This window comes from Actinacidiphila acidipaludis, from assembly GCF_019890725.1.
In the GTDB taxonomy this organism is placed as follows: domain Bacteria; phylum Actinomycetota; class Actinomycetes; order Streptomycetales; family Streptomycetaceae; genus Actinacidiphila; species Actinacidiphila acidipaludis.
In genome coordinates, this window is record NZ_JAINZZ010000016.1 from 34,687 (window position 1) to 58,486 (window position 23,800).

Annotated in this window: 22 protein-coding genes; 6 read left to right on the forward strand and 16 right to left on the reverse strand. The window is 73.0% G+C overall.

The genetic code is table 11. The annotated features are described in order from the left end of the window. Positions 1-16: 16 nt before the first annotated feature. Positions 17-571 (reverse strand): ATP-binding protein, encoded by a 555-nt coding sequence (locus K7862_RS15375; protein ID WP_222963149.1) that lies wholly within the window; start codon positions 569-571, stop codon positions 17-19. A 202-nt stretch (positions 572-773) separates the two neighbouring features. Between K7862_RS15375 and K7862_RS15380 the strand changes: the two genes are divergently transcribed. Further along, a complete protein-coding gene (locus tag K7862_RS15380; RefSeq protein WP_222963150.1) occupies positions 774-1,010 on the forward strand; it encodes a DUF397 domain-containing protein in 237 nt (78 codons plus the stop codon). 86 nt (positions 1,011-1,096) lie between these two features. After that, positions 1,097-1,999, forward strand: coding sequence for a helix-turn-helix domain-containing protein (locus tag K7862_RS15385; RefSeq protein WP_222963151.1), 903 nt, complete (start codon positions 1,097-1,099; stop codon positions 1,997-1,999). Between the two features lie 109 nt (positions 2,000-2,108). Here K7862_RS15385 and K7862_RS15390 read toward each other — a convergent pair whose 3' ends face one another. From K7862_RS15390 to K7862_RS15400, 3 genes are all read right to left on the reverse strand, one after another. Then, the gene (locus K7862_RS15390; protein WP_222963152.1) at positions 2,109-2,921 is read right to left on the reverse strand and encodes an SAM-dependent methyltransferase; all 813 of its coding nucleotides are present in this window, start codon (positions 2,919-2,921) and stop codon (positions 2,109-2,111) included. A 102-nt stretch (positions 2,922-3,023) separates the two neighbouring features. Continuing rightward, positions 3,024-3,761 (reverse strand): LmeA family phospholipid-binding protein, encoded by a 738-nt coding sequence (locus K7862_RS15395; RefSeq protein ID WP_222963153.1) that lies wholly within the window; start codon positions 3,759-3,761, stop codon positions 3,024-3,026. Next, entirely contained in the window at positions 3,758-4,552 is a 795-nt protein-coding gene (locus K7862_RS15400) for a TetR/AcrR family transcriptional regulator (protein WP_308012003.1), read from the reverse strand. The genes K7862_RS15395 and K7862_RS15400 overlap by 4 nt, the downstream gene beginning before the upstream one ends. A gap of 92 nt (positions 4,553-4,644) precedes the next feature. Between K7862_RS15400 and K7862_RS15405 the strand changes: the two genes are divergently transcribed. Further along, positions 4,645-6,807, forward strand: coding sequence for an MMPL family transporter (locus K7862_RS15405; RefSeq protein WP_222963154.1), 2,163 nt, complete (start codon positions 4,645-4,647; stop codon positions 6,805-6,807). A gap of 395 nt (positions 6,808-7,202) precedes the next feature. Here the strand turns inward: K7862_RS15405 and K7862_RS15410 are convergent, their stop codons facing one another. Together K7862_RS15410 and K7862_RS15415 are read right to left on the reverse strand one after the other, a co-directional pair. Beyond that, positions 7,203-8,429 (reverse strand): pectate lyase-like domain-containing protein, encoded by a 1,227-nt coding sequence (locus K7862_RS15410; RefSeq protein ID WP_222963155.1) that lies wholly within the window; start codon positions 8,427-8,429, stop codon positions 7,203-7,205. A gap of 324 nt (positions 8,430-8,753) precedes the next feature. Beyond that, positions 8,754-9,476: a DUF4230 domain-containing protein gene (locus K7862_RS15415; protein WP_222963156.1), complete on the reverse strand. Its 723-nt coding sequence runs from the start codon at positions 9,474-9,476 to the stop codon at positions 8,754-8,756. A 499-nt stretch (positions 9,477-9,975) separates the two neighbouring features. Here K7862_RS15415 and K7862_RS15420 point away from each other — a divergent pair, with 499 nt between their 5' ends. Continuing rightward, a complete protein-coding gene (locus K7862_RS15420) occupies positions 9,976-10,824 on the forward strand; it encodes a YihY/virulence factor BrkB family protein (protein ID WP_222963157.1) in 849 nt (282 codons plus the stop codon). A gap of 157 nt (positions 10,825-10,981) precedes the next feature. Here the strand turns inward: K7862_RS15420 and K7862_RS15425 are convergent, their stop codons facing one another. The 5 genes from K7862_RS15425 to K7862_RS15445 form a co-directional block, all read right to left on the reverse strand. Beyond that, positions 10,982-11,263, reverse strand: coding sequence for a DUF8825 domain-containing protein (locus K7862_RS15425; protein WP_222963158.1), 282 nt, complete (start codon positions 11,261-11,263; stop codon positions 10,982-10,984). Between the two features lie 88 nt (positions 11,264-11,351). Beyond that, entirely contained in the window at positions 11,352-12,758 is a 1,407-nt protein-coding gene (locus K7862_RS15430; RefSeq protein WP_308012004.1) for an extracellular solute-binding protein, read from the reverse strand. Continuing rightward, the gene (locus K7862_RS15435) at positions 12,755-15,418 is read right to left on the reverse strand and encodes a vWA domain-containing protein (RefSeq protein WP_222963159.1); all 2,664 of its coding nucleotides are present in this window, start codon (positions 15,416-15,418) and stop codon (positions 12,755-12,757) included. The genes K7862_RS15430 and K7862_RS15435 overlap by 4 nt, the downstream gene beginning before the upstream one ends. 5 nt (positions 15,419-15,423) lie before the next feature. After that, positions 15,424-15,870 carry a hypothetical protein gene (locus tag K7862_RS15440; protein WP_222963160.1) on the reverse strand — a complete coding sequence of 149 codons (447 nt, stop codon included), beginning with the start codon at positions 15,868-15,870 and terminating at the stop codon, positions 15,424-15,426. 83 nt (positions 15,871-15,953) lie between these two features. Then, on the reverse strand, positions 15,954-16,277 hold the full coding sequence (locus K7862_RS15445) for an L-rhamnose mutarotase (RefSeq protein WP_222963231.1): 324 nt from the start codon (positions 16,275-16,277) through the stop codon (positions 15,954-15,956). A gap of 292 nt (positions 16,278-16,569) precedes the next feature. Between K7862_RS15445 and K7862_RS15450 the strand changes: the two genes are divergently transcribed. Then, on the forward strand, positions 16,570-18,597 hold the full coding sequence (locus K7862_RS15450) for an NPCBM/NEW2 domain-containing protein (protein ID WP_222963161.1): 2,028 nt from the start codon (positions 16,570-16,572) through the stop codon (positions 18,595-18,597). 111 nt (positions 18,598-18,708) lie between these two features. Here K7862_RS15450 and K7862_RS15455 read toward each other — a convergent pair whose 3' ends face one another. Then, complete coding sequence (locus tag K7862_RS15455; protein ID WP_222963162.1) at positions 18,709-19,290, reverse strand: Rv1733c family protein; 582 nt, start codon at positions 19,288-19,290, stop codon at positions 18,709-18,711. 183 nt (positions 19,291-19,473) lie between these two features. Here K7862_RS15455 and K7862_RS15460 point away from each other — a divergent pair, with 183 nt between their 5' ends. Next, positions 19,474-19,974 carry an inorganic diphosphatase gene (locus tag K7862_RS15460; RefSeq protein ID WP_222963163.1) on the forward strand — a complete coding sequence of 167 codons (501 nt, stop codon included), beginning with the start codon at positions 19,474-19,476 and terminating at the stop codon, positions 19,972-19,974. 31 nt (positions 19,975-20,005) lie between these two features. Here the strand turns inward: K7862_RS15460 and K7862_RS15465 are convergent, their stop codons facing one another. From K7862_RS15465 to K7862_RS15480, 4 genes are read right to left on the reverse strand one after another with little or no spacing between them, the layout of a single operon-like run. Then, entirely contained in the window at positions 20,006-20,917 is a 912-nt protein-coding gene (locus K7862_RS15465) for a hypothetical protein (protein WP_222963164.1), read from the reverse strand. A 33-nt stretch (positions 20,918-20,950) separates the two neighbouring features. After that, entirely contained in the window at positions 20,951-21,919 is a 969-nt protein-coding gene (locus K7862_RS15470) for an SCO2521 family protein (protein ID WP_222963165.1), read from the reverse strand. A 3-nt stretch (positions 21,920-21,922) separates the two neighbouring features. Further along, positions 21,923-22,885, reverse strand: coding sequence for an SCO2522 family protein (locus K7862_RS15475; RefSeq protein ID WP_222963166.1), 963 nt, complete (start codon positions 22,883-22,885; stop codon positions 21,923-21,925). Next, positions 22,882-23,799, reverse strand: coding sequence for an SCO2523 family variant P-loop protein (locus K7862_RS15480; RefSeq protein WP_222963167.1), 918 nt, complete (start codon positions 23,797-23,799; stop codon positions 22,882-22,884). Before K7862_RS15480 ends, K7862_RS15475 begins: the two co-directional genes overlap by 4 nt. Between the last annotated feature and the right edge of the window lies 1 nt (position 23,800).

Here is a 23,800-nt window from a genome sequence, read left to right on the forward strand (position 1 = left end):
TGCGTAAGCTCGAGCGTCAGCCCTCCGGGCTGGCGAGCCGGGCCCACACGGTCTTGCCCGCGGCCTCCGGCTGGGAGTGCCCCCAGGTCTCGCTGAGTTCGGCCACGATGCGCAGTCCGCGGCCGGACTCGGCGAACGGCTCGGGGTCGGCCATCGCCGGCAGCGCGGGGCTCGGGTCGGCCACCGCGCAGACCACCGCCCGGTCGGTGCGGACCAGCGCGATCCACGCGGAGGGGCGGGGCGGCAGCGGCCCGGCGGCCCCGGGGCCGAGCGCGTGGGTGACCGCGTTCGCGACGAGTTCGGCCGCGATGGTGGTCGCGTCGTCGACCAGCTCCGGCAGCTGCCACCCCGTCAGGGTGCTGCGCAGGAAGCTGCGGGTGCGGGTGACGCTGCCCGGGGTCGCGTCGAATCGCAGTGCCGCGAAGCCGTGTTCACCGGTGCCGGGGGCACCGCCCCACACGCGCGGCTCGGTGTGCAGGAACGCGTCGAGCGGGCCCGGCTCCCGGTCCCTCACCGCCCGTTGATGCCCGCCCGGAGGGCCGCTCTCGGTGCCGGAGGACTGGGCGGTCATGCGGTTTCACCCCTCGGAACGCAGAGTTCGAGCACACAACGAGATCACTGTGGCACTCACAGTACCGCTGCGTCCCAGGATCTGATGCAATTGCATCCGGAATTGCATCCGCAAGTGCGCGGCGGGTACGCATGTACCTATCGTGGTGGGTGATGCGTGAGCAGACCCGCGGGGTGGCTAACCCACGAAGGAGTGATGCCAGGTGCAGCAGTTCGACAACGGCGTTCAGGCCAGTTCGCTGGCCGGAGCCCGCTGGATCAAGAGCGGGCGCAGCAACCAGAGCGGCAATTGCGTCGAGGTGGCCGAACTGCCCGACGGCAGCGTCGCGATGCGCAACTCGCGCCATCCCGACGGTCCCGCCCTCGTCTACACGCGTGCGGAGATCACCGCGTTCGTCGAAGGGGCCAAGGACGGTGACTTCGACACCTTCACCACCTGAAGTGGCTTGATCGACACCGCCGTTAGGCGGCGAAAGCGGGCTCCCGGGTGCAATACTGGCCTGTCCAGTATTCGTTGGGAGCCCGCATGCCCGCAGTGCCGCAGCCCGTCTCGCCGATACAACTCCTTGAACGCCGCCCCGACATGGGTGCCAAGGCCATGGCGCGCGTGCTCGGGAACTACCTGCGTGCCCTGCGCGAGAGCCGGGGCATGAGCCCGGCCGCCGCCGGGCACCACATCAGGGCGCACGCCTCCAAGATCAGCCGCATGGAGACCGCCCACGTGTCGCTGAAGATCCGTGACGTCGACGATCTTCTCGCCCTGTACGGGGTGAGTGCCGACGAACGGGCCGAGATCACCCGGCTGGTGCAGCGCTCCGCCCAGCCCGACTGGTGGCAGCCGTACGGGGAGGTCGTCCCCGACTGGCTCCAGCAGCTCATCGGTCTGGAACGTGACGCCCACATCATCCGTACCTACGAGACGCAGTTCGTGCCGGGTCTGCTGCAGACGCCGGCCTACGCCGAGGCCGTCGTGGTCAGCGGCCACCGGCTCGCTCCGCCCGAGGAGGTCCGCAAGCGCGTCGACCTGCGGCTGGAGCGCCAGCGCCGGATGTCGGAGCCCGGCGCCCCGGTGCTGTGGGCGCTGATCGACGAGGGCGTGCTCTACCGCCCGGTCGGCGGACGCAAGGTGATGCGCGACCAGCTCAGCTATCTGCTGGAGGCGCTGCGCCAGCCCGGCATCCGTCTGCAGATCGCCTCCTACGAGGCCAGCGCCGCGGCCACGCCCGGTGCGGCGGTGACCTATCTGCGGTTCGCGCAGGGCTTCCTGCCGGACGTCGTCTACCTGGAGCACATGACCAGCGCGGTGTACCTGGACCGCCTGGAGGACCTCGACAAGTACCGTGCCGCACTCGACGAGTTGAGTGCGCTGGCCGCGACCCCGGCCGCCAGCCGGGCGATGCTGGAAGCGGCACTGGAGCACTACACGTAGCCGGAACGTCCGGCCCGCCGAGCGAGCCGTACACGAGACGAGGCCCCGCACCGGAGGGTGCGGGGCCTCGTCTCGTGTACGGCTCGCTCACCCGGCCTCGGACCGGAGGTCAGATCCGGGCGACGCCGCCGAACTCGATCCACTCGTGGCTGGCCTGCTTGGGCGCCAGGTCGTTGTCGGCCCGCCAGGTGGAGACCTCCACCAGGCCCGGCTCCAGCAGCTCCAGGCCCTCCAGGTAGTGGGCGACGTCGGACGGTTCGCGGACCCGGCCCCAGTGGCCGCCGGTCGACAGGTCCATGAACTCGGTGACCCCGCGGCGGGTCTCCTCGTCCTCGCTGACGAGCTGGCACACCACCAGGAAGCTGCCCGGCGGCAGCTTCTCGCGGACCCGGGCGACGACGCCGGCCGGGTCGTCCTTGTCCGGGATGCAGTGCAGTACTGAGACGAACAGCGCCGCGATCGGCTCGTCCATCTTGATCAGCCGCTTGACCTCGTCGCTCTCCCAGATGCTCTCGGTGTCGCGGAAGTCGGCGGTGATGACGGCCGTGTTGTCGTTCTGCTCCAGCAGCGCGCGCCCGTGGGCGAGCACGATCGGGTCGACGTCGGTGTACACCACACGGGCGTCAGGGTCGATGCGCTGCACGATCTCGTGCACGTTGTCCGCGGTGGGCAGACCGGAACCGTGGTCGACGAACTGCCTGATGCCGTAGTCCTCGGCGAGCACCCGGACCACACGACGCAGGAACTGACGGTTGTTCAGGGCGAGCACCTTCATGCTCGGCACCTGCAGCAGCAGCTGGTCGGTGGCGGTGCGGTCGGCCGGATAGTTGTCCTTTCCGTCCAGGAGGTAGTCGTACATGCGGGCCACACTCGGCACCGTCACGTCGATCTTGTCGGTCAGCGGTGTGTCCCCGTGTTCCATAGGGCCCCTCTTGACGTCTCGACTCTGAGTAGTCCGGCGATTGCGGAAGTGCCCTCATCCTAGGGAGGGTTGATCCACGGGTCGAGACACCTGGCAAGGTCGTTACCGGGCACATCCATGAGATGCGCCCGACGTCGCCCGCGAGGTGAGCCGCAGGTTCATCCGCAGCCCGTCCTGGTCGGTCACGACACTCACCAGGCTCACCCCGGACGGGAGTTGAGGCAGCGTCACGGAACGCGGGGCGAGTTTTCCGGCCAGCGGCGCGGTACGCGGGTCCGCCTTCAGGGAGGCCACCGGAATGTCCTGCCCGAACAGTGAGACGCCGGTGGGCGTCACCGTCACCCGGCCCGCGTCCGTGCTCAGCCGGGCGTGCACGGTCAGCGGCAGCGGGAGGCCGGCGAGCGTCCCGGTCAGCACCAGGCCGCCGTGCCCGTCGCCGCCGGGCCGCAGCCCCGCCGCGGCGCTGCCCAGCCTGCCGTCCAGCTCGCCGTAGGGGAGGGTCGCGGTCGCGCTGCCCCCGCCGATGGCACCGCCCGTGGTCACCCCGTGCAGCTCGGCGGCGACCGACAGGCTGGTGCCGTCGCGCCGGACGTCCTCGGCGGCGATGCGGACCGTGCCGACCCGGCCGGTGAGCAGCCGCAGCCCTGGCAGCGTGCCTGTCAGGTCCGCGGACACCGGCCCGCTCGGCCGCAGCCGGCAGGCGGCCGCGCTCGCGATCCGGTGGCGGGCGGTACGTTCCAGGAGCACGTCGCCCACCCACGCCAGCAGGACGGCGGCGGCCGTCACCACGACGGCGACGATCAGGGGAGTGCGGCGCAGCCGCGTCAACGGGTTGCTCACCGGCCGCCGGCCCCGCTCCCGATCCCGGACAGGACCCCGAGTGCGGCCGCAAGCATGTCCGCCGGCTCCGCCACGGCGGCACCCGCCGCACGCCGGGCGGACCGGGTGCGCAGGATCGCCCGCACCGTGGACAGGCACGTGCAGGCGAGCACCGCGGCGTGCAGGTCGCGGTCGGGTGTCCGCTCCGGCAGCCGCGCGGCGACCAGGTCCGTCAGCCGCTCCTCGAAACCGTCGAAGGCGTGCAGCAGGCGGTCCACCGCCACGCCCGCCCTCGCGGACACCGCTGTCTCCGGCTCCGCCGAAGCCGCGGGCACTGGGGGCGCTGAGGGCACTGCGGCCGGGGCCGCCCGGCCGGACCGCGGCACGGGCTGGGCGGGCACCTTCGGGACGGGCGGAGCCGGTGCGGCGGCGGCCGCACTGCCGCCGGCGAGCGGACCGGCGGCGGCCAGCAGTGCCGCGCACACCGCCTCCACCGGCTCCTCCCGCGGCGGGCGCGCGGCCAGCTCCGCCCCGATCCGGGCGAACAGCTCCTCCCCGTCCGGCAGCAGCAGCGCCTCCTTGCTGTCGAAGTACCGGAAGAAGGTCCGCTCGGAGACGTTCGCGGCGGCCGCGATGTCCGCGACGGTGGTGCCCGCGAAGCCCTGGTCGGCGAAGAGCCGGGCGGCGCCGGCCCGCAGCTCGCGCCGGGTCTGCGCCTTCTTGCGTTCCCGCAGCCCGGTGCCGCGCTCGTTCTGCCGGGGCACCCGGCCGGTGCCCGGGGCGGTTGCCCCGCGGGTGGACTCGCCATTCACACCGGCAGCCTAATCGCGGTGTCGGCCGTGTCAATTGGCACACCTGCCACTTTCTGCCATGGTCGAGCCAGACCCGCGCTCCAGGAGGCGACGTGCCGTCCTACCTTCCCGACCCCGCACCCGACGCCCCCACGGGACGCCTGGCGCGGCTCGGGGCCTTCTGCGGGCGGCACGCGGTGGGGGTCATCGCCTGCTGGATCGTGCTGCTGGTGGCCGCGCTCGCCGGCCGGGCCATCGTGGGACCGACCTTCAACGACCAGATCACCCTGTCCGGCAGCCAGTCCGCCAAGGGCAGCGACCTGCTCAGCGCCTCCGACCCCGCGGCCGCCGCGCCGAGCGGCCTGGTGGTCTTCCACACCGGCTCCGGCGCCGTCGCCGACCACCAGTCCGCGATCGGCACCACGCTCGGCAACCTGGCGAAGATGCCGCACGCCACCGGCGCCTCGCCCCTGGTGACCAGCAGCGACGGGCGGACCGCGTACACCACCGTCACCTTCGACGAGCAACTGAAGGCGCTCGGCAACGACTACACCGACCAGCTCGACACCGCGACCGCGCCCGCCCGCGCCGACGGCCTCGGAGTGGCCTACGGCGGCGGCTTCGACCAGATCACCACCACGCCCGCCAACGACCTGGCCAGCGAACTCGTCGGCGTCGGCGTGGCCCTGATCATCCTGCTGCTGGTCTTCGGCAGTCTCCTCGCCGCCGTCCTGCCGCTCGTGTGCGCGCTCATCGCGGTGGGCGTGGGCATCGGGGTCGTCGGCATCGTGGCCGGCGTCATCACCTTCGCCACCGCCGCGCCGACGCTGTCCACCATGATCGGGCTCGGCGTCGGCATCGACTACGCCCTCTTCCTCACCACCCGCTTCCGTCAGGACCTGATGGACGGTCACAGCGTGGAACGGGCCATCGCCAGGACCACCGCGGTGACCGGGCACGCGGTGCTCGTCGCCGCCACGACCGTCTCCGTGGCCATGCTCTCGCTCTACGCGTGCGGGCTCACCTTCATCGGCAAGCTCGGTCTCGCCGCGACCATCGCGGTCGTCATCGCCGCCACCGCCTCGCTCACCCTCGTGCCCGCCGCGCTGTGCCTGGTCGGCCGGCACATCGACAAGGCGCATGTGCGCAGGCCGGTGGCCGAGACCGCGGGCGACAGCGACGCCTGGCACCGCTACGCGATCTTCGTCTCCCGGCATCCGGCGGTCTTTCTCACCGCCGGCACAACCCTGCTCGTGGTGCTCGCCGTCCCGCTGTTCTCGATGCGCCTCGGCCATGTCGACAGCGGCGTCAACAAGTCCGGCACCACCAGCCGCACGGCGTTCGACTGGATCTCCGACGCCCCCGGCCCCGGCTTCGGGCCGGGCGCCAACGACCCGCTGACGGTCGTCGTCGACGTCCAGCACGCCACCGTCCCCGTCAGCCAGGTCAGCACCGACGTGACCGAGGCGCTGCAGGACACCGGGGACATCGCCCGCTTCACCCCCGTCCAGCCCACCCCCGACGGCAAGCTGCTGGTCTCCACCGTCACGCCCGTCGGCGTGCCGCAGTCCGCCAGCACCGGCGGGGTGATCAACCGTCTCACCGGCAGTACGCTGCCCGACGCGCTGCAGGGCACCGGCGCCACCAGCTACGTCACCGGCACCACCGCCAGCCAGTACGACTTCCGCAACACCGTCAAGGACCGGCTGCCGATCATCATCGGCATCGTGCTGGTCGCCGCGTTCCTGCTGCTGATGACGGTCTTCCGCAGCCTGGTCATCCCGGTCAAGGCAGTGCTGCTCAACCTGCTCACGACCGGCGCCTCGTACGGGGTGCTGGTCGCCGCGTTCCAGTGGGGCTGGGCGACCGGTGTGCTCGGACTGCCCTCGTCCGTGCCGATCGAGTCCTACGTGCCGATGATGATGTTCGCCATCGTCTTCGGCCTGTCCATGGACTACGAGATCTTCCTCATCTCCCGCATCGCCGAGGCCTGGTACGACACCGGCGACAACACCCGCTCGGTGGGCGCCGGGCTGTCCGCGACCGGACGGGTGATCTCCAGCGCGGCGCTCATCATGACCGCGGTGTTCCTGTCCTTCGTCGCCTCGCCGACGGTCGTCATCAAGATGCTCGCGGTGGGCCTGGCCGTCAGCGTCATCCTGGACGCCACCGTCGTCCGGCTGATCCTCGTCCCCTCCACCATGTTCCTGATGGGCCGTGCCAACTGGTGGTTCCCCCGCCGCCTCGACCGGATCCTGCCGCGGGTGCACATGTAGGCGGGGTCGCGCCGGGGCAGGGTGGGTCAGCGGCCGTGCGGCGGGCGGTGCGGGGCGGGACGGGGCGGCGTCAGCGGACGGCGTGCCCGCGCAGGCATCTTGCGTGGCCGCGCACGCGCGCCGCGTCCTCGGGGAACACGTCGACCAGTCGGCGTCCGGACCGGCGGCTGACCGTCCTCCGGCAGCAGCGGCGCGGCGGCGTCCACGATCGCGGCGAAGGACAGGCCAAGGGCCGACGTCCACCCCGTTCCGGAGGAGCGCACGATGGCCGCGGCTGCCGGACTCAGCGCACGACGGTGGCCCGGGTCCCGCCCGCGGGCGTTCCTCGCGGTCCCGCGTTCGTGAGGGGGACCGCCGTACCGGGACGACGGCCCCCCTCACCCCATGACATGCGATCAGCGGGGTACCGCGCCGGTGCCCTGAGCCGCACCGCCGCCGTCGACCGCGTGGTCCCGCACGCCTGCCTCGCCGCACGGCAGGGCCGGCAGGTCGTGGAACCTCACCCCGGGGTGTTCCGGGACCCCCGACACGTCCCCGCCGGCACCACTGGCGACGCATCCGGCGGCGCCGACGCTCACCGCCCGGCCCGCGCGCCACGCCCAGACGCCCTCCAGCAGCACATGGTCGCTGTGGGCCACCAGGGCGCGGCCGTCCTCCGCGCCGCCGAGACGGAAGAACACGTCCTGCACCGACGCCGGTTCCCGAGGGTCGCAGCGCCCGCCGCCGCTCCGGCCGACCTCGAGGAGCACCGGCGGCGTGGCCGGCCCCGCGTCGAACATCAGGCCCGCGATCCGCACTCCGCGCGCGTCGGCGACCGTCATCGGCACCGTCGCGCCGACCGGGGCCAGGGTGACGGACCCGAGCCCGAGCACCACCGTGCCCGCCCACTTGACCCGGACGGTGTCGGTCAGCCGGTACAGGCCGGGCGTCAGCAGCAGGTGACGGCCCTGCGCCAGCGCCCTGTTGAGGGCGCGCACCGAGTCGCCGGGCCGGGCGACGAAGAAGCGGTCGATCGGCACCGACCAGCCGTACGCGGCCCGTCCCCCGGCCGTCCCGGCCCCACCGTGCCGCAGCGCCGGCAGGAACACCCGGTAGGCGCCGGTGCCGTCGACGTACAGGAACGGCTTCTCCGAGCTGCCCGCCGGACTGCCGCCCGCCGAACCGCTCTCCGCCGGAACGAGGTTGAGGTTCTCGGTGCTGCGCCGCAGCCCGGCGGCCACGGACCCGGCGGCGTCCGCGGCCGTCGGGTCCGCCGCGCGCAGGGTCCCGTGGACGGTCACGGCCTCCGGCGCCGGGCCCAGGCCCACCGCCGAGGTGTGCGGCCCGAGTTCGGCGTCCAGGCGGTAGGTGCCCGGCTTGAACAGGAAGGCGCGGGGATGGCCGGCGGAGGCGGGAGCGCCGGACGCGGAGGCGGCCGGCCCCGGTCCCGCGGCGTCGAACGCCGCCTGGATCTCGGCGGCCGGGTCGCCGGGGCCGAACACCCGGACGTGCGGCCCGAAGTCGGGCTCGGGCGGCGCGGGCCGGACGAGCGGCGGACGGCGGACGGTGTGCGGGCCCGCGGGCGGCGCGGCACCGGTCACCCGCGCGGGCGTGACCACAGCCGTGGCACCGAAAGACGACATGGGGGACGACCCACCTTCACACACGGATGGCCAGTGGCCGGAGGACGCACGGGAGTTGGGCGGGGAGCGCGGCCTGAGAGCGCTCTCTTGGAGAGGTACCCTGCGGGGTCCGCCGGTCGGCTGTCAAGCCGGGGCGAGAGCGCTCTCAGAAGCCTGCAGCCCGGGGGAGGTCTGCGGTGCGGGTGAGGGCCATGGGGCGCACGGGCATGCGCCGGAGGCGTGAACGTGGTCGCCCGGGCGACGCCGGAGAGCCGCATGGGCGACTCCACGGGCGCTCGCCCGGGCGGCCGTCACGAAGGCACGGTCGTCAGGGGGTTGCGGCCGTCACGAGGTCGCGGACGTCGAGGGGGAGGCGGACGCCGAGTGGGTGGGAGACGGAGACGGCTGTGTGGCCGGTCCGAAGGTGACGTTCACCTGGCTGAATCCGAGCGAGGTGAGCATGTGTTCCAGCATGGTGCGGGTGTTGGCCTCCGCGCGGGTGGTCAGCTCGGTCTTGCGCGCGGCGTCCTGGATCTTCTGGGAGGCCAGGATGCTGAGCTGCTGGGCGTTGCCGGTGTCGCTGCCGAAGAAGTCGCCGACGCGGTCGAAGAAGCCGCGTTGCTGGGACACGATGTAGGAGTGCTCGGGGTCCAGCGACGGCCGCTCCAGCGCGGCGTGCGGCAGCCGGATGGTGGCCGTCTTGCGGTCGTCGGAGACCTTCACCGCGTCGGAGCCCACCGAGCCGAGGTCCACGTACGCGTTGACGCTGCCCGCGCCCACGTACAGGGTCCGCTCCCCGTGCACGATGTCCGGCAGGTACTTGGCGTCCTTCTGCAGGTCGACGACGACCTCGAAGTTGCCGCTCGCCCCCTCGAAACGGTTCATGTCCTGGATGGACTTCAGCAGGACCGGCCCGCTGCGGTCCTCGGTCCGTTCGGCGAACGGGTCCGGAAGGCCCGGCAGCAGATGGAATCTGCCGAGCAGCAGCAAGAGCACCAGCAGCCCGGCCAGGCCGACGGCGATGCGGGCCCACCAGGGGGTCCGGGTCACCGTGTTCTGTGCGTCCATGACATACCTCCTCGGGGTCCGTCTGCCCCCGGAACGCGCGGAAATGGTGCGGGGGCGGTCCGGGAGCGCACCGAACCGGCCATCTGTGAAGCGGAGGCCGCACGCGGCCATGAAGCCGCGCCGCGCGGGCAGAAGTCCCGCGTTGGCCGGGTGTCGCGCGGTACGGGCTGGAGGGGTGGCGGTGGCGACTGGTGAGGGCGTGCCCTCCGCCGGACGGTCCGGCAGAACGAGAAAGGCCCGGTGGCCGGCCGGGGTGCGGGGCGCCGGGCGGCCGGCTGAGCCGCGCGCGGCCGGGCCGTCCACCGAGGACGCTCGCGGTGTGGCCACGGACGCCGGAAGCGGCACCCGAAGCGGAAGCGGCACCCGAAACGGAACGCGAAAGGGCACCGGAAACGGAACCGGGAGGGCCGCCGGCGGACGGGCCAGGGCCGGGGGAGAGGACAGCAGGACCGAGGGCGCGGGAGGCGCCGCACGGCAGCGGCGGCACCCGGTGATCGCCGTGTTCGGCGTACTCCGCACGCTGGCCCGGGCCTTGGCCGCGGCCTGGGACAAGGACGCGACGGAACGCGCCGCGGCGCTCACCTACTACGCGGTGCTGGCACTCTGCCCGGCGGTGCTGCTGACGCTCTCCCTCGTGGGTCTGACGGGCAGTCCGGACGGAAGCGGAGTCCCGGGCGGGCTCGAGGTGCTGATGCCCGGTCAGTCGCGCCCCCTGGTCGCCGGCACGCTGCGGCACATGGCCGAGAACGCATCGGCCACCACCTCGCTGGCCGCCTTCAGCGGTGCGGGGGCCGCCTGGGCGGCGTGCAGCTACGCCGCGGTCTTCCGGCGGGCGCTGCACCACATCCACGGCGTCGAGAACCACCGGCCCGCGTGGCGTGCCGCGCCGCGGGTGCTGCTCACGGCGGTCATGCTGCTGGTCCTGCTGGTCTGCAGCACCATCTGCGTGGTCGTCAGCGGCGAGCTGGCCCGCAGGACCGGCGCGGTGCTGCACCTGAGCGGCCCGGTGGTCTCGGCGTGGCGCGCCCTGCGCTGGCCGGTGCTGGTGGCGGTGGCCGCGGTCACCGTGCAGATCCTCTTCCACTCGGGACCGCGCGAGGTGCGCGGTGTGCGGGCGAACGCGCCGGGCGGCGGTGTGGCGGTCGGGCTCTGGCTGCTGACCTCGGCCGGATTCGTGGTCTACACCGCCCGCGCGCACACCTACGCCTGGCTCTACGGGCCGCTGGCGGGCGCGGTCGCCTTCCTGGTGTGGCTGTGGTTCACCAATCTGGCGCTGCTGCTCGGAGCCCACTACAACGCCGAGCGCGCCCGCAGGCTCGCCGCCCGCGCCCGCTCCGGCGCCGAGTGAGCGCGCCGCCCGTATCCGCCGTGAGCGCGCCGCCGGCGTCCGCCGCCTGACGCGGTGCCCGGCCCGTCGCATGACGGGCCGGGCGCACGGTCCTGCCCGCGGGATCCCCGTCGTGCCGCGCCCCCGTCACGCCGCGGGCGCGCTCACCGGTCCGCCGTCACCCCACGGGCCCCGGCCTGGGCTCCCCGCCCGAGCGGGGCTCGGGGACCGGCGTGTCGGCCCACGTCATCTCCTTGAGCTCCATCCGGGCGGCGGGCGCCGACCCGGGGAGCGTCGCCCAGAACGGGTGCGCGGTGATCCGCACCGACAGCCGGACGAGCCGCCGGCGCAGCACCGTGGTGTGCGTGCCGCTGCCGCCGATCGCGGCCAGTTCGCGATACGTGGCGTACCAGTCGCGCTGCGCCTGGACGAGATCGTCGGGGAAGGAGTGGTGGGGCATGAGGGGGATTCTGGCACAGGTTCGAACGCCTGTGCGATACAGGGGGCGGATGGCACCCCGGAAGTCACCCGATCGGCTGAGCGGCCGGTCACCTGCCGGCCAGTGCCCTGCGCAATGCGGTGTCCAGCCGGCGCGCCACCTGGTCGGTGTCCGGCGGATCGGGGTCGGCCAGCCAGCCGTGCACCACCGACTGCAGCGCCTGCGTGAACGCGCCGTAGTACGGCGTCCGGGGCCGCTGGACGGCGGAGGTCAGCGCGGTCCGCAGCGTGCCGGACGCGTACAGGGGACGGTTCTGCCCGTCCCTGGGCATCGTGCTGGTCTCGCCGGAGGACGCCGAGGGCGAGGCACTGGGCGAGGAGCCCGCCGGAGGGCTCACGTAGGGGCAGGCCGGGGGCGGGGTCCGGTAGGCGGAGTCGCGGGTCGCGGCGAAGCCCGCCTGGAGCAGACAGCTCTCGCTCTTCGGGTCGGTGAGGAATTTCGCCAGTTCCAGCGCGTAGGCGGCGCGGGGCGAGGCCGCGGACACCGCCAGGTCCTGGCCGCCCAGCACCGCGTCCCCCGGCAGCGGCGCCACCGCCCACTGGCCCGCGCCCAGCGACTGCGGCAGCAGCCGGTAGGCGTACGGCCAGTGCCGCAGGAAGGCGGTGCGCCCGGCCGTGAAGTCGCTCAGCGACTGCGCCTCGTAGGACGACAGGGCGCCACGCAACGTGTACTCGCTGCCCGCCCGGTCGCGGAGCTCGTCCAGCCCGGTCTTCAGCTGTGCCGGGTCCGCCGTGTAGTGGCCGTCGGGGTCGGTGAGGTGCACACCCGCGCTCGCGAACGCCTCGATCGTGTTGACCGTCAGCCCTTCGTAGGCGGCCAGCTGGCTGGTCCAGCCGCGCTGGTAGCCGGGCAGCGCGCCCTCGGCGTGCACGGTGTCCAGCTGCCTGATCATGGTCTGCAACCCGCTCCACTTCATGCCGGCCGCCGGATAGCTGTCGGGGTCGAAGCCCGCCGCCTTCAGGTAGTCGGGGCGGTAGTAGAGCAGGCCGACGTCGCTGTTGAAGGGCAGTGCGTAGGTGTGCCCCTTCCACCGCGCGGTGGCCGCGACCGAGGGGATGACGTCCGGGTCGGCCTTCACCTGGGGGTCGAGCGGGGTGATCAGGCCCGCCTCGGCGAACTCCGGGATCCAGGTGCCGTCCAGGTTCACCACGTCGTACTGCGAACTGCCGGACTGCAGGGCGCCCAGCAGCTGGCTGCGCTGCTCGTCGGCGCCGCCGGGCAGTTCCAGCAGCCGCGCGGGGTGCTTGCGTCCCTCCGCCGTCAGGTTCCAGGCGTGTATCAGCTGCTGCCGGACGCCGTCGCTGCCGGTCACGTCGAGGCCGCTGGCCACGATGATCTCGCCGTCCCCGCTGCTCGTCGGCCGCGGCGCCGCGCCGGAGCCGCCGCCGGAGCAGGCGGCCAGCAGGCCGAGGACGGCACCCGCGCCGAGCACCCTGAGCCGGCCGCGTGCCCTCACGGTGTGTCCCCCGTTCCCACCCGGTCCACCTCGTCGTGCAGCCCGGCCGCCTGGTTGCCCGACGGGTCCAGACACCGGCCGCCGGTGGCCGCCGCGATCTGCGGGCCCCGGTGCCCGTTCCCGGCCGTGCAGCCGCCGCTGGTGAGCGACACCCAGTCCACCGGGACGTGCTGGTCGCGGGCGGCCTTGGTCAGCTCGGCCAGCTGACGGCCGGTCACCCAGGTGTCGTCCTCGTCGTCGGTGAGCACCACGACGAGCTGCGGCTGCCCGTTCCCGGCGTGGTTCTTCAGCTCGGCCAGGGCGGCGATCAGCGCGTCACCCGGGTGGGCCTCGCCGCCGGTCGTCGCGGCGGCCAGCAGCTTGGCGGGCTCGCCGGCGGAGGTGTGGGACGTGAACGGGACCAGCGGCGTGGCGGGCGGTTTCCTGCCCGAGACCGCCCACACCCCGTACTCGTCGCCCGGCCCGAAGGCGTCGAGGGACTGCGTGATGAGGTCCTTGGCCCGCCCTGGCCCCGACCAGACCTTGTTGCCGTCGTCGCCCATCGAGGTCGAGGAGTCCAGCAGGTAGAGCACCTGCCCGGCGCCGCGGGCGTCGCGGAACTCCTTCAGCGCCGTGTCGACCGAGTCGCCGGAGACGTCGTACCCGGAGGACTGCAGGTTGCCGACCGCGTGCCCGTCGCCGGTGAGCCAGGAGCCGGTGGGCGGCGGCGAGGCGTCCCCGTCGTGATCGGACCGGCCGCGGTATCCGGCGTCGGTGAACACCCGCTGGCCGTCCTTCCCGGTGAGCCAGGAGTACAGGGCGTGGACGGCGGCGTCCCGGGCCGCGGCGTCCCGGTCGCCGTCGCGCCAGGTGACATGGACGAACGGCAGGTCGAGCATGCCCACGTCGGCGGGGTACTCGGGCAGGCGCCTGCTGAGGGTGCCGGTGTCGCAGCCGGTCTCGTCGTGCGGTCCGGTGGCGTCGTTGAACTGCGCCATCACCTGTTCCGGCACGATCACCGCGGCGTTGTCCTCCAGGCTCGACGGGCTGGACGCCAGCTCGCACATCAGCTCGTACGAACTGCGGGGCGCCGGACTGAGCTGCGCCGCCTGCTGTTCGAAGGATCTGACCGTGTCCGTATCGGCAGGGGCCGCGCCCTCGTTGGTGCTGTACACCCCGACCGTGGCGAGTTGCGCCGCGTCGGTGTACTCCGGGTCGGCGCGCAGCACCGCCGAGGGCTTGTTGTCCGCCAGCACCTTGGTGACCAGGTTCTCCAGCGGCGCCCCGGTCAGGTCGGCCGCCTGGACGCTCAGATTCCGGGGCACGGCCAGGACCAGCGGTGTGTAGGCCAGCGGGCCCAGCGGATCCAGGGTGGCGGCGCCGTTCTCGGGGCCTGCCGTCAGCGCCCGCTTCACGCTGACGCCGGAGCCGGGTATCCAGACGTCCGGCTGCGCGCCGATGTCCCGCTGCGGCTGGAACGAGCCGGTCGACCGCGGGCTCTGCCACTCGGCGGCGCGCTGGAAACCGGTGACCGCGTCCTCGGCCTTGGGGGCGTCGACGCTGATGCCCGCGCGGCGGCAGCCGTTCCCGTCGTGGTTGGCGGACGAGCCGGCGAAGGCGTCGACGGCCCGGCTGACCGTGGGCTCGGCGTCCGGATCGGTCAGCAGCCGGAGCTGTACCGGCGGGGCGCACGCCCGGCCGCCGTCCACCCAGCGGTAGACGCCGTAGCCGCCGGCCGCCAGCAGCACGGCCAGCGCCGTGGCGAGGGCGGTCAGCACCGTGGCGGGCAGCCGGGGGGCATCGCGGAAGGCGTCGCGCAGCCGGCGGCCCGCGCCTCTCAGGGCGGCCGCGGTCGCTGCTGCCGCCGCCTTGAGCGCCCTGGCCACCCGGGTCGCGACGGGGGGCTCGGCGTGCGGGCGGCGAAGGCCGGTGACGCCCACGATGACGTCGACGCCGCCCTCGGCCAGGTGGTGGCGCGGCTCCCAGGGGTCGCCGTCCTCGGTGGTCCGGTCGCGCAGCGCCTTCTGCAGGGCGGCGGCCAGCGGCGCCAGCCGGACCAGGCCGTCCTCGGCGCCGACGCCGTTGCGCAGCAATTCCACCAGATGACCCGTGTAGGGCGTGGTCACCGTCCCGTCGCCCGCGCGGATGCGGCGGTTGATCTGCACCGCGGTCAGCACCGAGATCCGGTCCCGGCCGGTCTCCACGGCGCCGGGACGGAAACTCTGCAGCGCGTTGCCGGCGTAGCAGCAGTCGAGGATCACCACGATGCGGCCGACCCGCCCGCGGTGCGCGGTGGCGCGGAGCTTCTGCAGCACGTCGTTCCAGGAGACCGACTCGCTGTAGTGCGGCTCGTCGCCCGGCAGGCGCAGCGAGTCGCCGAAGGTGAGGAACAGCTCCGAGCCGTCGTGCGAGAGCCGGCCGTGCCCGGCGAAGTACACCAGCAGCAGCCCGCGGGCCTCGTCCGCGGCCCTGTCCAGCCGGGTCCAGAACTCGCTGCTCTTGACGGGGGTGACCGGGTCGATCTCGGGGATGCCGAACAGCCCGCCGTTGAGCAGGGTGTCCAGCAGCTCGCTGAGGTTGTGCCGGACGCCGCGCAGGTCCTCGGCGTGACGGTAGTGGTCGACCGCCACGAGCAGGGCCCGGTTGGCCCTGCCCCTGGGGTCGAAGTCGGGATCTGGCACGACCGCTACCGGATCCTTCCGGCCTCGCCGTCGTCCGTGCCGTCGTCCGAGGGATCAGCCGCGTCGTCGTCGGCCGTGCGGCCGGCCGCGCCGGCGGCGGGATCGGTGTTCGTGGCGGCGACCCGCGGCCTGCGCGCCCCGCTGTTGTCCGCCCAGGCCCGCACCGCCGCCTTGGCCCGGGTGTAGAGGTCCTCGAACACCGGCGTCATGGCCGAACTCGCCACCACCAGCACCAGTTCGGTGATCAGGCCGCCCATCGGCGGGCCGTCCGGACCGGCCGGCCGCTCGGTGCCGTTCTCCTCGCGGTAGGCGACCCGCAGTCCGTGCTCCCGTTGGGCCTGGGCGAACCAGTCCTCGCGGCTCAGCCAGCGGTGCAGCGCCCCGAGATCGCGAGCGCCGCCGCCTTCGAGACGGATGTGTATCTGGCGGTCGCCTGCGTCCTCCTGCGTCATAACACACCACTGTGACACGAGAGTTGACTGTGCGTCACGTCTTCTGGCGAGGACCGGCGCCGTTCACCGCCCGGACGCCCCCGTCAGTCCAGGTGGAAGACCTCTTCCATCGGGGCCCACCACTCGCCCTCGGCGGCGCTCTCGACCGGCTGCTGGCAGGGGTCGGTGCGCGCCCACCACTCCCGGGTGACCGGGTCGGCGGCGATCGCCGCGGTGTCGGCGGCGTAGTCCTCGCCGCGGTACTCGAGGTAGCTGAACAGCAGCCCGTCGCGCAGGTAGATCGAGTAGTTCCCGATGTTCGCCGTGGCGAGCATGTCCAGCACGCCGGGCCAGGCGGCGGCGTGCAGTTCGCGGTACTCGGCTTCCTTCTCCGGACGCAACCGGATGATCGAGGCGAATCGTTGCACGCGGGGCACGCCGGTTCCTTTCGCAGTCGGGCGGGGCGGCACAGCGTACCCCGGGCGTCGGCGGTGACCGGCCGGTAGGGCAGGGGGAGTTGATGGATTCTGTGTGCACGGGCCTTGTCAACGCCGAGCCGGGGCTCCTAGCGTGTCGTCCTGAACAGATATGAGCGACTCTGTTGTGTTCCGTTGATTTAAAACGTGTGCAATCGCGCTGTTCCCCACATTCTTCGGCGTGGCTGTGGACGTCCGCGGGCCCGAAGGGGCCCGACCTCCGACCGGGAGCAGAGGAACCTCCATGCCAAGACTCGCCCACAGACTGCTGGCCTGCGCGGCCGCCGGAGCGTTGTGGACCGGCGCCCTGGGCGCGGCGGCCGTGACCACCGCGGTCGTCGCCACGGCCTCGCCCGCGGCGGCGCTCGACAACGGCCTCGCCGCCGTACCCCCGATGGGCTTCAACGACTGGAACGCCTTCGGCTGCAACGTCAGCGAGCAGTTGATCGAGCAGACCGCCGACTACTTCGTCACCTCCGGGCTGAAGGCGGCCGGCTACACGTACGTCAACATCGACGACTGCTGGATGACGCACACCCGGGACGCGCAGGGCCGGCTGGTGCCGGACCCGGCGAAGTTCCCCGACGGCATCAAGGGCACCGCCGACTACGTGCACTCCAAGGGACTGAAGCTCGGCATCTACGAGGACGCCGGCACCGCGACGTGCGCCGGCTACCCCGGCAGCCTGGGCCACGAGAAGACCGACGCGCAGACCTTCGCCGACTGGGGCGTGGACTACCTCAAGTACGACAACTGCAACAACAAGAGCGACGGCACCCGGCAGGACTACGTCAACCGGTACACCGCTATGCGGGACGCGCTGCTCGCCACCGGCCGGCCGATCCTCTACTCGCTGTGCGAGTGGGGCGTGAACAACCCCTGGGAGTGGGCCGGCGACATCGGCAACTCCTGGCGCACCACCGGCGACATCAGCGACAACTGGTCCAGCATGCTGTCCATCACCAAGGCCAACCTGCCGCTCGCCGCGGCGGCCGGCCCCGGCCACTGGAACGACCCGGACATGCTGGAGGTCGGCAACGGCGGCATGACCGACGCCGAGTACCGCTCCCACTTCAGCCTGTGGTCGATGATGGACTCGCCGCTGCTGATCGGCACCGACCTGCGCAAGGCCACCCCGGAGACGCTGGCCATCCTCGGCAACCGGGACGTCATCGCCCTCGACCAGGACCCGCTGGGCAAGCAGGCCACGGTGCTCTCCTCCGACGGCGACCGGTACGTGCTCACCAAGCAGCTCGCCGACGGCGACCGCGCGGTGGCGTTCTTCAACGCCGGCGACCAGGCGCAGCACATCAGCACCACCGCCACCGCCGCCGGGCTGCCGAAGCGCGGCACCTACGCCGTCCGCGACCTGTGGCAGCACGCCGACTACGAGAGCGCGGGCGCCCTGTCCGCCACCGTGCCCGCGCACGCCACCGTGCTGCTGCGGGTCAGCGCGTCCGACCCGGGCGGGTCGCTGAGCAACCCGCCGCTGCTGGACACCGGAGTGACGCACGCGCCCGACCACATCGAGCCCGGCACCACGGGCACGGTCTCGGCGGACGCCACCGACCTCGGCACCGTCCCGGCCACCGACGTCTCGGTCCGGCTGAACGCTCCCAGCGGGTGGACGGTGACCGCGGCCGGCGCCACCACCACCGACGCGCTGCCCAAGGGCCACACGTTCAGCACGCCGTGGACCGTCGGCGTGCCCGCCGGCACCCGGGCCGGCGTGTACGGGCTGACGGGCTCCGTCATCTACCGCAACCCGGTCGACGGGCGCCGGGTGACCGTCCCGCTCAGCGGCGACGTCTCGGTGCTGATCCCGCCGCCGTCCGGCACGCACTACCTCAGCGACCTCGACTGGACGTCCGCCACCAACGGCTGGGGACCGGTCGAGCGCGACGAGTCCAACGGCGAGACCGCGGCCGGCGACGGCCACCCGATCAGCCTCGGCGGGACCGTCTACGCCAAGGGCCTCGGCGTCCACGCGCCCAGCACCGTCACCTACTTCCTCGACGGGAAGTGCTCCAGCGTGACCGCCACCGTGGGCGTGGACGACGAGAAGAACGGCGCGGGCTCTGTCGAGTTCATCGTCTCCGCCGACGGCAAGCAGGTCGCCGACAGCGGGGTGGTCACCAACCCGATGGGCGGCAAGCCGCTGCAGGCCGACGTCACCGGGGCGAAGAACGTCCAGCTGATCGTCACCGACGGCGGCGACGGCAACAACAGCGACCACGCCGACTGGGCCGACGCCCAGCTGACCTGCTCGTGACCCCCGCGGGCCGGCCCGCCGGCCGGCCTGTGACCCTTTCCGCGGGCTGACGCACCCTCAACCCCCGCACCGCGGACGGCGGCGCCGCACGCGCCGCCGTCCGCCACGTCGTCAGGCCGGGTGGTGACCCCACCGCGGGCCGACCTTCGCCCACTCCCGTTCCAGCGCGGTGGCGCGCCGGCGGTTGATCACCAGCAGCACCGTGCCCCGCGTGCCCAGCACCACCAGCACCAGCACCGTGGAGGCCATCAGACCGAAGACCACGGCCCGGGCCTGGATCTGCGCCGGGTCGCTGGGGTTGTCGTGCAGCGCGCCGTGCCCGTCGACCCACACCGGCACGTGCGCGCCGGCCAGGGTGCCCACCGGGACCGGGGCCTCGGCGGTGTGCGGCGTGCCGCCGGGCGGGGTGAACCGCACGAGCGTCTGGACATGGCCGGTGTCGGTGCCCACCGCCGACCATCCGGTCGCGGGCACCGGGGAGGCGCTCTGCACGGCGACCGCGGTCACCCGGTGCCAGTCCGCTCCCGGCCGTGGCGCGTGCGCGCTCAGTGTCCATCCGGCCGCCACCCCCGCGAGCGGGGCGCCGAGCCACAGCAGAACACCGGCGACGAGCACGATCCACGCTTCCACACAGTCACTGCAGCGCTTCAGCGCGTTGCGGCGCCAGCGCCAGAACCTCACGGTGGTACGCATCGCCGCACTCCCTTCGCTCTTTCCATTCCCTCTCCGAAGGGGGGCACACGGCAACTCCTGCCGGCCGGCGCCCGCAACCGCGGCCTGTCCGGGCCGTCGCGTCCGGCCGGTCTGCGCGCGTCCCGCCGCGAGCGGGCGCACACTGGACATGCGGGCGACGAGGCCGGCGGCGAGGAGGCACAGGTGGAGTTCGAGGTCATCGTGGAGATCCCGCAGGGCTCCCGGAACAAGTACGAGATGGACCACGCGATGCACCGGATCCGGCTGGACCGGATGCTCTTCACCTCGACGCGCTATCCCTCCGACTACGGCTTCGTCGACGGCACGCTGGGACGCGACGGCGACCCGCTGGACGCCCTGGTGCTGGTGGGGGAGCGGACCTTCCCTGGCTGCGCGATCACCTGCCGGGCGATCGGGATGTTCGTCATGACCGACGAGAAGGGGCCCGACGACAAGGTGCTGTGCGTCCCCGCGCACGACCCGCGCTACGCGCCGTTCCAGGACGTCGGGGACGTGCCCAGCTTCGACCTGCTGGAGATCACGCACTTCTTCGAGGTGTACAAGGACCTCGAGCCCGGCAAGTCCGTCGAGGGCTCGCACTGGGACGGGCGGGACGCCGCCTACGCCGAGATCGAGGCGTCCCGCGCCCGGGCCCGCGTCAGCGCCGTCCCCCCCGGGGCCTGAGCGCCGGCCACGGGCCGGGGCGCGCGGGCGGTCAGCTGCCGACCGCCCACAGGTCGTTGAACCTGCGGGTGCGGCGGGCCACGCGCTCGCCGCGCAGGACCAGCCGGGTGCTGGCGATGAGCTGCTGTTCCGAGGAGACCACGTCCGGGCTCACCTCGTAACTCACCGCGTGGTCGTAGATGATGAAGTCGTTGGTGGGGTCGAGCCGCACCGGCAGCGGCACCGCGGAGATGGCCACCACCCGCGCCTCCACGCCCAGGACCTCGTGGCTGCGCCGCAGTTCCTTGATCTCGTCGTCGATCTGCTCGGGGCGGTCGACGATGAACAGCCGTCGCACGTGCACCCCGCGGTCGATCGCGGCGCGCTGCGCGGCGAGATAGCGCCGGCCCAGTTCGGAGGTCCACAGCCCGCTGTCCACCGACGTGCTGGTCGCGTCGATGGAGGCGGTGGCGCAGTGCGTGAGCGTCACGATCCAGTCGTGGTCCTCGCCCTCGTACTCCACCTGGTCGGCCTTGAGGTCCTTGAGCAGCACCGCGAGCCGGGAGATCTCCGCCTCCGCGAAGGCGTGGATGATGTCCTGGTTGTCGCTCTCCAACTGCGTGACGTGGTGGACCAGTTCGGTGACCGCGCGGGTCGGCACCGGGGACCGCTCGACCTGGCCGAAGAACCGGGTCGCCTCGTTGATCTGCTCGAAGCCGTTCACCACCACCGCGCGCATGTCGGTGGCGTGCTGCTGGAAGGCGCTCTCCACCGTCTCCAGCCGGCGTTCGAAGTCGATGAGGTACTGCACGATCAGCGTCGCCCCGCCGATGAACACCGACACCGTCAGCCGCCAGATCTCCGGCTGGTTGGTGACGTTGGTGATGAAGTAGGCGAGCGCACCGATGGCACTGGTGACGATGATCTTCCACACGACGGTGGGTATGCCTTGCGCTTGGTCCATCTTCCCCCCTGTTGGTGGTCCGTTGGCGGCGTCTCAGGAGTCGGCCAGGACGGGCCGCGGCAGCGAGACGGTCTGCAGGGCGACCTGGTCGCGGATGCGCTGGACCAGGGCCTGCCACTGCCGGGAGAACCCGGGCCGGCGTTCCAGGGTCTCCCACACACCCGACAGGACGTCCGGGACGCGTGCCCCCGGCATCCAGAGGTGCAGCAGGTGATCGACGACCGGGCGCAGCGCGGTCAGCACCGCCTCCCGGTCGCCCGAGCCGAGGCGGCTGCGTTCGACGAGCGCGACGAGCGTCGTCAGCAGCCAGTCGTGCAGCGCGAGGTCCTCGCAGAGCGCGGCGACGGCCGACGGGTCAGCGGGCGCGACCCGCAGGGCCACGGTGCGCAGGCCGTCCGCGGCGACGGTGAATCGCTCGATGGACGTCACCCCGTCGCCGGCGGCCGGCAGCGCGACCCAGCGCAGCCGGGTACGGCCGGACTTGAACGGGGCGCGCTGGTCGAGCAGCCGGTGCCGCAGCACCTCGTCCAGCAGCCGCTCGGCCACCGCGCCCGGGTTGAGCACCCCGCCGGGCAGCGGCGCGGCGGCCAGGAACCCCTCGGTGAACTCCCCGTCCTGGTGGCGGCCCAGCGGCTCCACCACGCCGGGCCGCAGCAGGTAGTGGCCCCACGGCTTGCGGTGGTCGCCCCCGCCCGGAACCAGCCGGGCGAACGCCGAGGCCTGCAGCACGCGCCCCTCGGTGAGCACCGCGCGGGCCGCGACGGTGCCCACCGCCCGCGGGCGGCTCCCGTTGAGGGAGGGCAGCCGGCAGTCCACGCCGGTGAGCAACTGCGGTGAGGCCACCCGCAGGTTGGGCCGCTCCGACAGCAGCACGTGCTCGTCGGGCCGCAGGTTCAGCAACTGGGCCGCGGTGCGGGCGGTCAGCGCCTCCGAGGTGCGCAGCACACTGGTCCGCACCTCGCCGCACAGGATCGGCCGGCGATCGCGGTCCGGGGGCGCCATCGGTCAGGGCCCCGGGTAGAAGACGTAGGCGGCACGGTCGGCGATCTCCTCCGGCACCTGCGTGCCCTCCGCCGCGGCCCGCTCCGCGACCTGCCGCAGGGCCGCCGCGTCGGCCTCCACCTGGCTGAGGATCACCCGCACCGCATGCTCGATCGGCAGGAAGCGCGAGGGGAGCACCGAGGTCGTGCGGTAGGCGGCGAACGGCGCCGCCGCGTCGTTGAGCCGCAGCAGCGGGGGTAACGCGCTCCAGGTCTCCGGCAGGGTCTGGTCGGGGCGCAGTGCCCGCGGTTCCAGGACCGGGCTGCCGCGGTGCCGCAGCAGCCCGAGCCGGGCGAGCTGCCACACGGCCGCCAGGAACGGGCAGGACCAGGTCCTGCGGGGATCCTCGTTCCACAGCTCCACGTCGACGAAGATCGAGTGCCGCCGGGCGCCCGCCTCCGACGGCGGCGTCCACGGGACCACCCGTCCCATCGCCTCGGCGGTGGACGACGACGGGGTGCGCTGCCCGTTGGACAGCCACCCCACCTCGCGCACGCCCGGCCGCGATCCGTCGCTGCCCTCGGGCGGGCTCTCCACCAGCCGGCTCTCCACCGACGCGGCGAGCGCCACCCCGTCGGCCTGCGCGCACGCGGACTCCCGGGCCAGGTAGTCGATCTCCAGGCCGGCCGCCTTCGCCTCGCCGAGCAGCAGCGGCACCAGTTCCCTGGGCGACGAGAACTGCGTGAAGTAGTCGTCGACGAGGAAGCAGGTGCTCACTCGGGCCCGGCCGTTGCCGGACATCACCACCGCCGCCTGCCGTGCCGCGTCCGCCCACGGCTTGACCCGGGCGAAGTGCTCGCGCAGCCGGTCGGGGCCCTCCTCGAAGTCCTCCATGTACAAGTGGCCCAGTTCCAGCGAGACATGGGCAAGAGGCAGGGACTGCGTGCGCGGCTCCGCGGTGGTCTCGCGGAAGATCTGCTCGGTCACTGCCGCTCCCACGCCTCGTCGTCCACCAGAGCCGCGGCCAGCTCCTCCAGCGCCTGGCGGGTGGCCATGCCTGCCACCTTGCTCGCCAGCACGTCCTCGTCGGTGATCAGCTGCTCACGCCACTGCAGGACCGGTTCCAGCGGGATCTTGCCGAGCAACCGGGCGTAGCCCAGCTCGAGTTCGGCGGCCAGCTCGGTCAGGTCCCGGTCGCACTTGCGCATCCACTCCGACTGGGCGAGCGGGACGTGCGACCACAGCGGGGACTCCGGGTCGGGCACCGCGGCCCGCACGAAGCGGATCGAGTCGCGCAGCGCGCCCTTGTCGTGGCCGCGCTCGACACCGCCCGCCACGATCCCGCGCTCCCCGAAGACCAGTCCGTGGGCGGCGATGACGTGCTGGTGCGTCCAGCGGTGGAACACCAGCCAGCGGCTGAGCACGCCCTGCAGTTCGGGCTGCGCGGTGGCCTCCAGCACCATGTCCACCGCGTACGAACGGCCCGCGCTGAGGTCCACGACCACGACGTCGAACTCCGACTCCAACTGGAGGAAGAGGTTCACGCAGCGCCGGACGGTGTCCTTGCCGATGGCGAACTCGCCGCCGTCCCGGTCGCCGGGCAGCAGCACCAGCCGCCCCGAGCCGGTGGGCCGGTACCGCAGTTCGTCGTGTTCGGACTCCGCCCACACGTCGATGCGGTGCGGTTCGGTGTGCCGGCCCTGCAGGTGGGAGTGGAGACCGGCGCTCGCCACACCCCGGCTCGCGCCGGGGACGTCGAAGACCGCCGCGGCGGTCGGCGAGCCGAAGTCGAAGTCGAGATAGCAGACGTCGTCGCCTGCCAGCGCACGGCGGTAGGCGACATTGGAGCTGGTCACCGAACGTCCGGTGCCGCCCTTGTCGGAGGCCGCGAAGACCAGCACC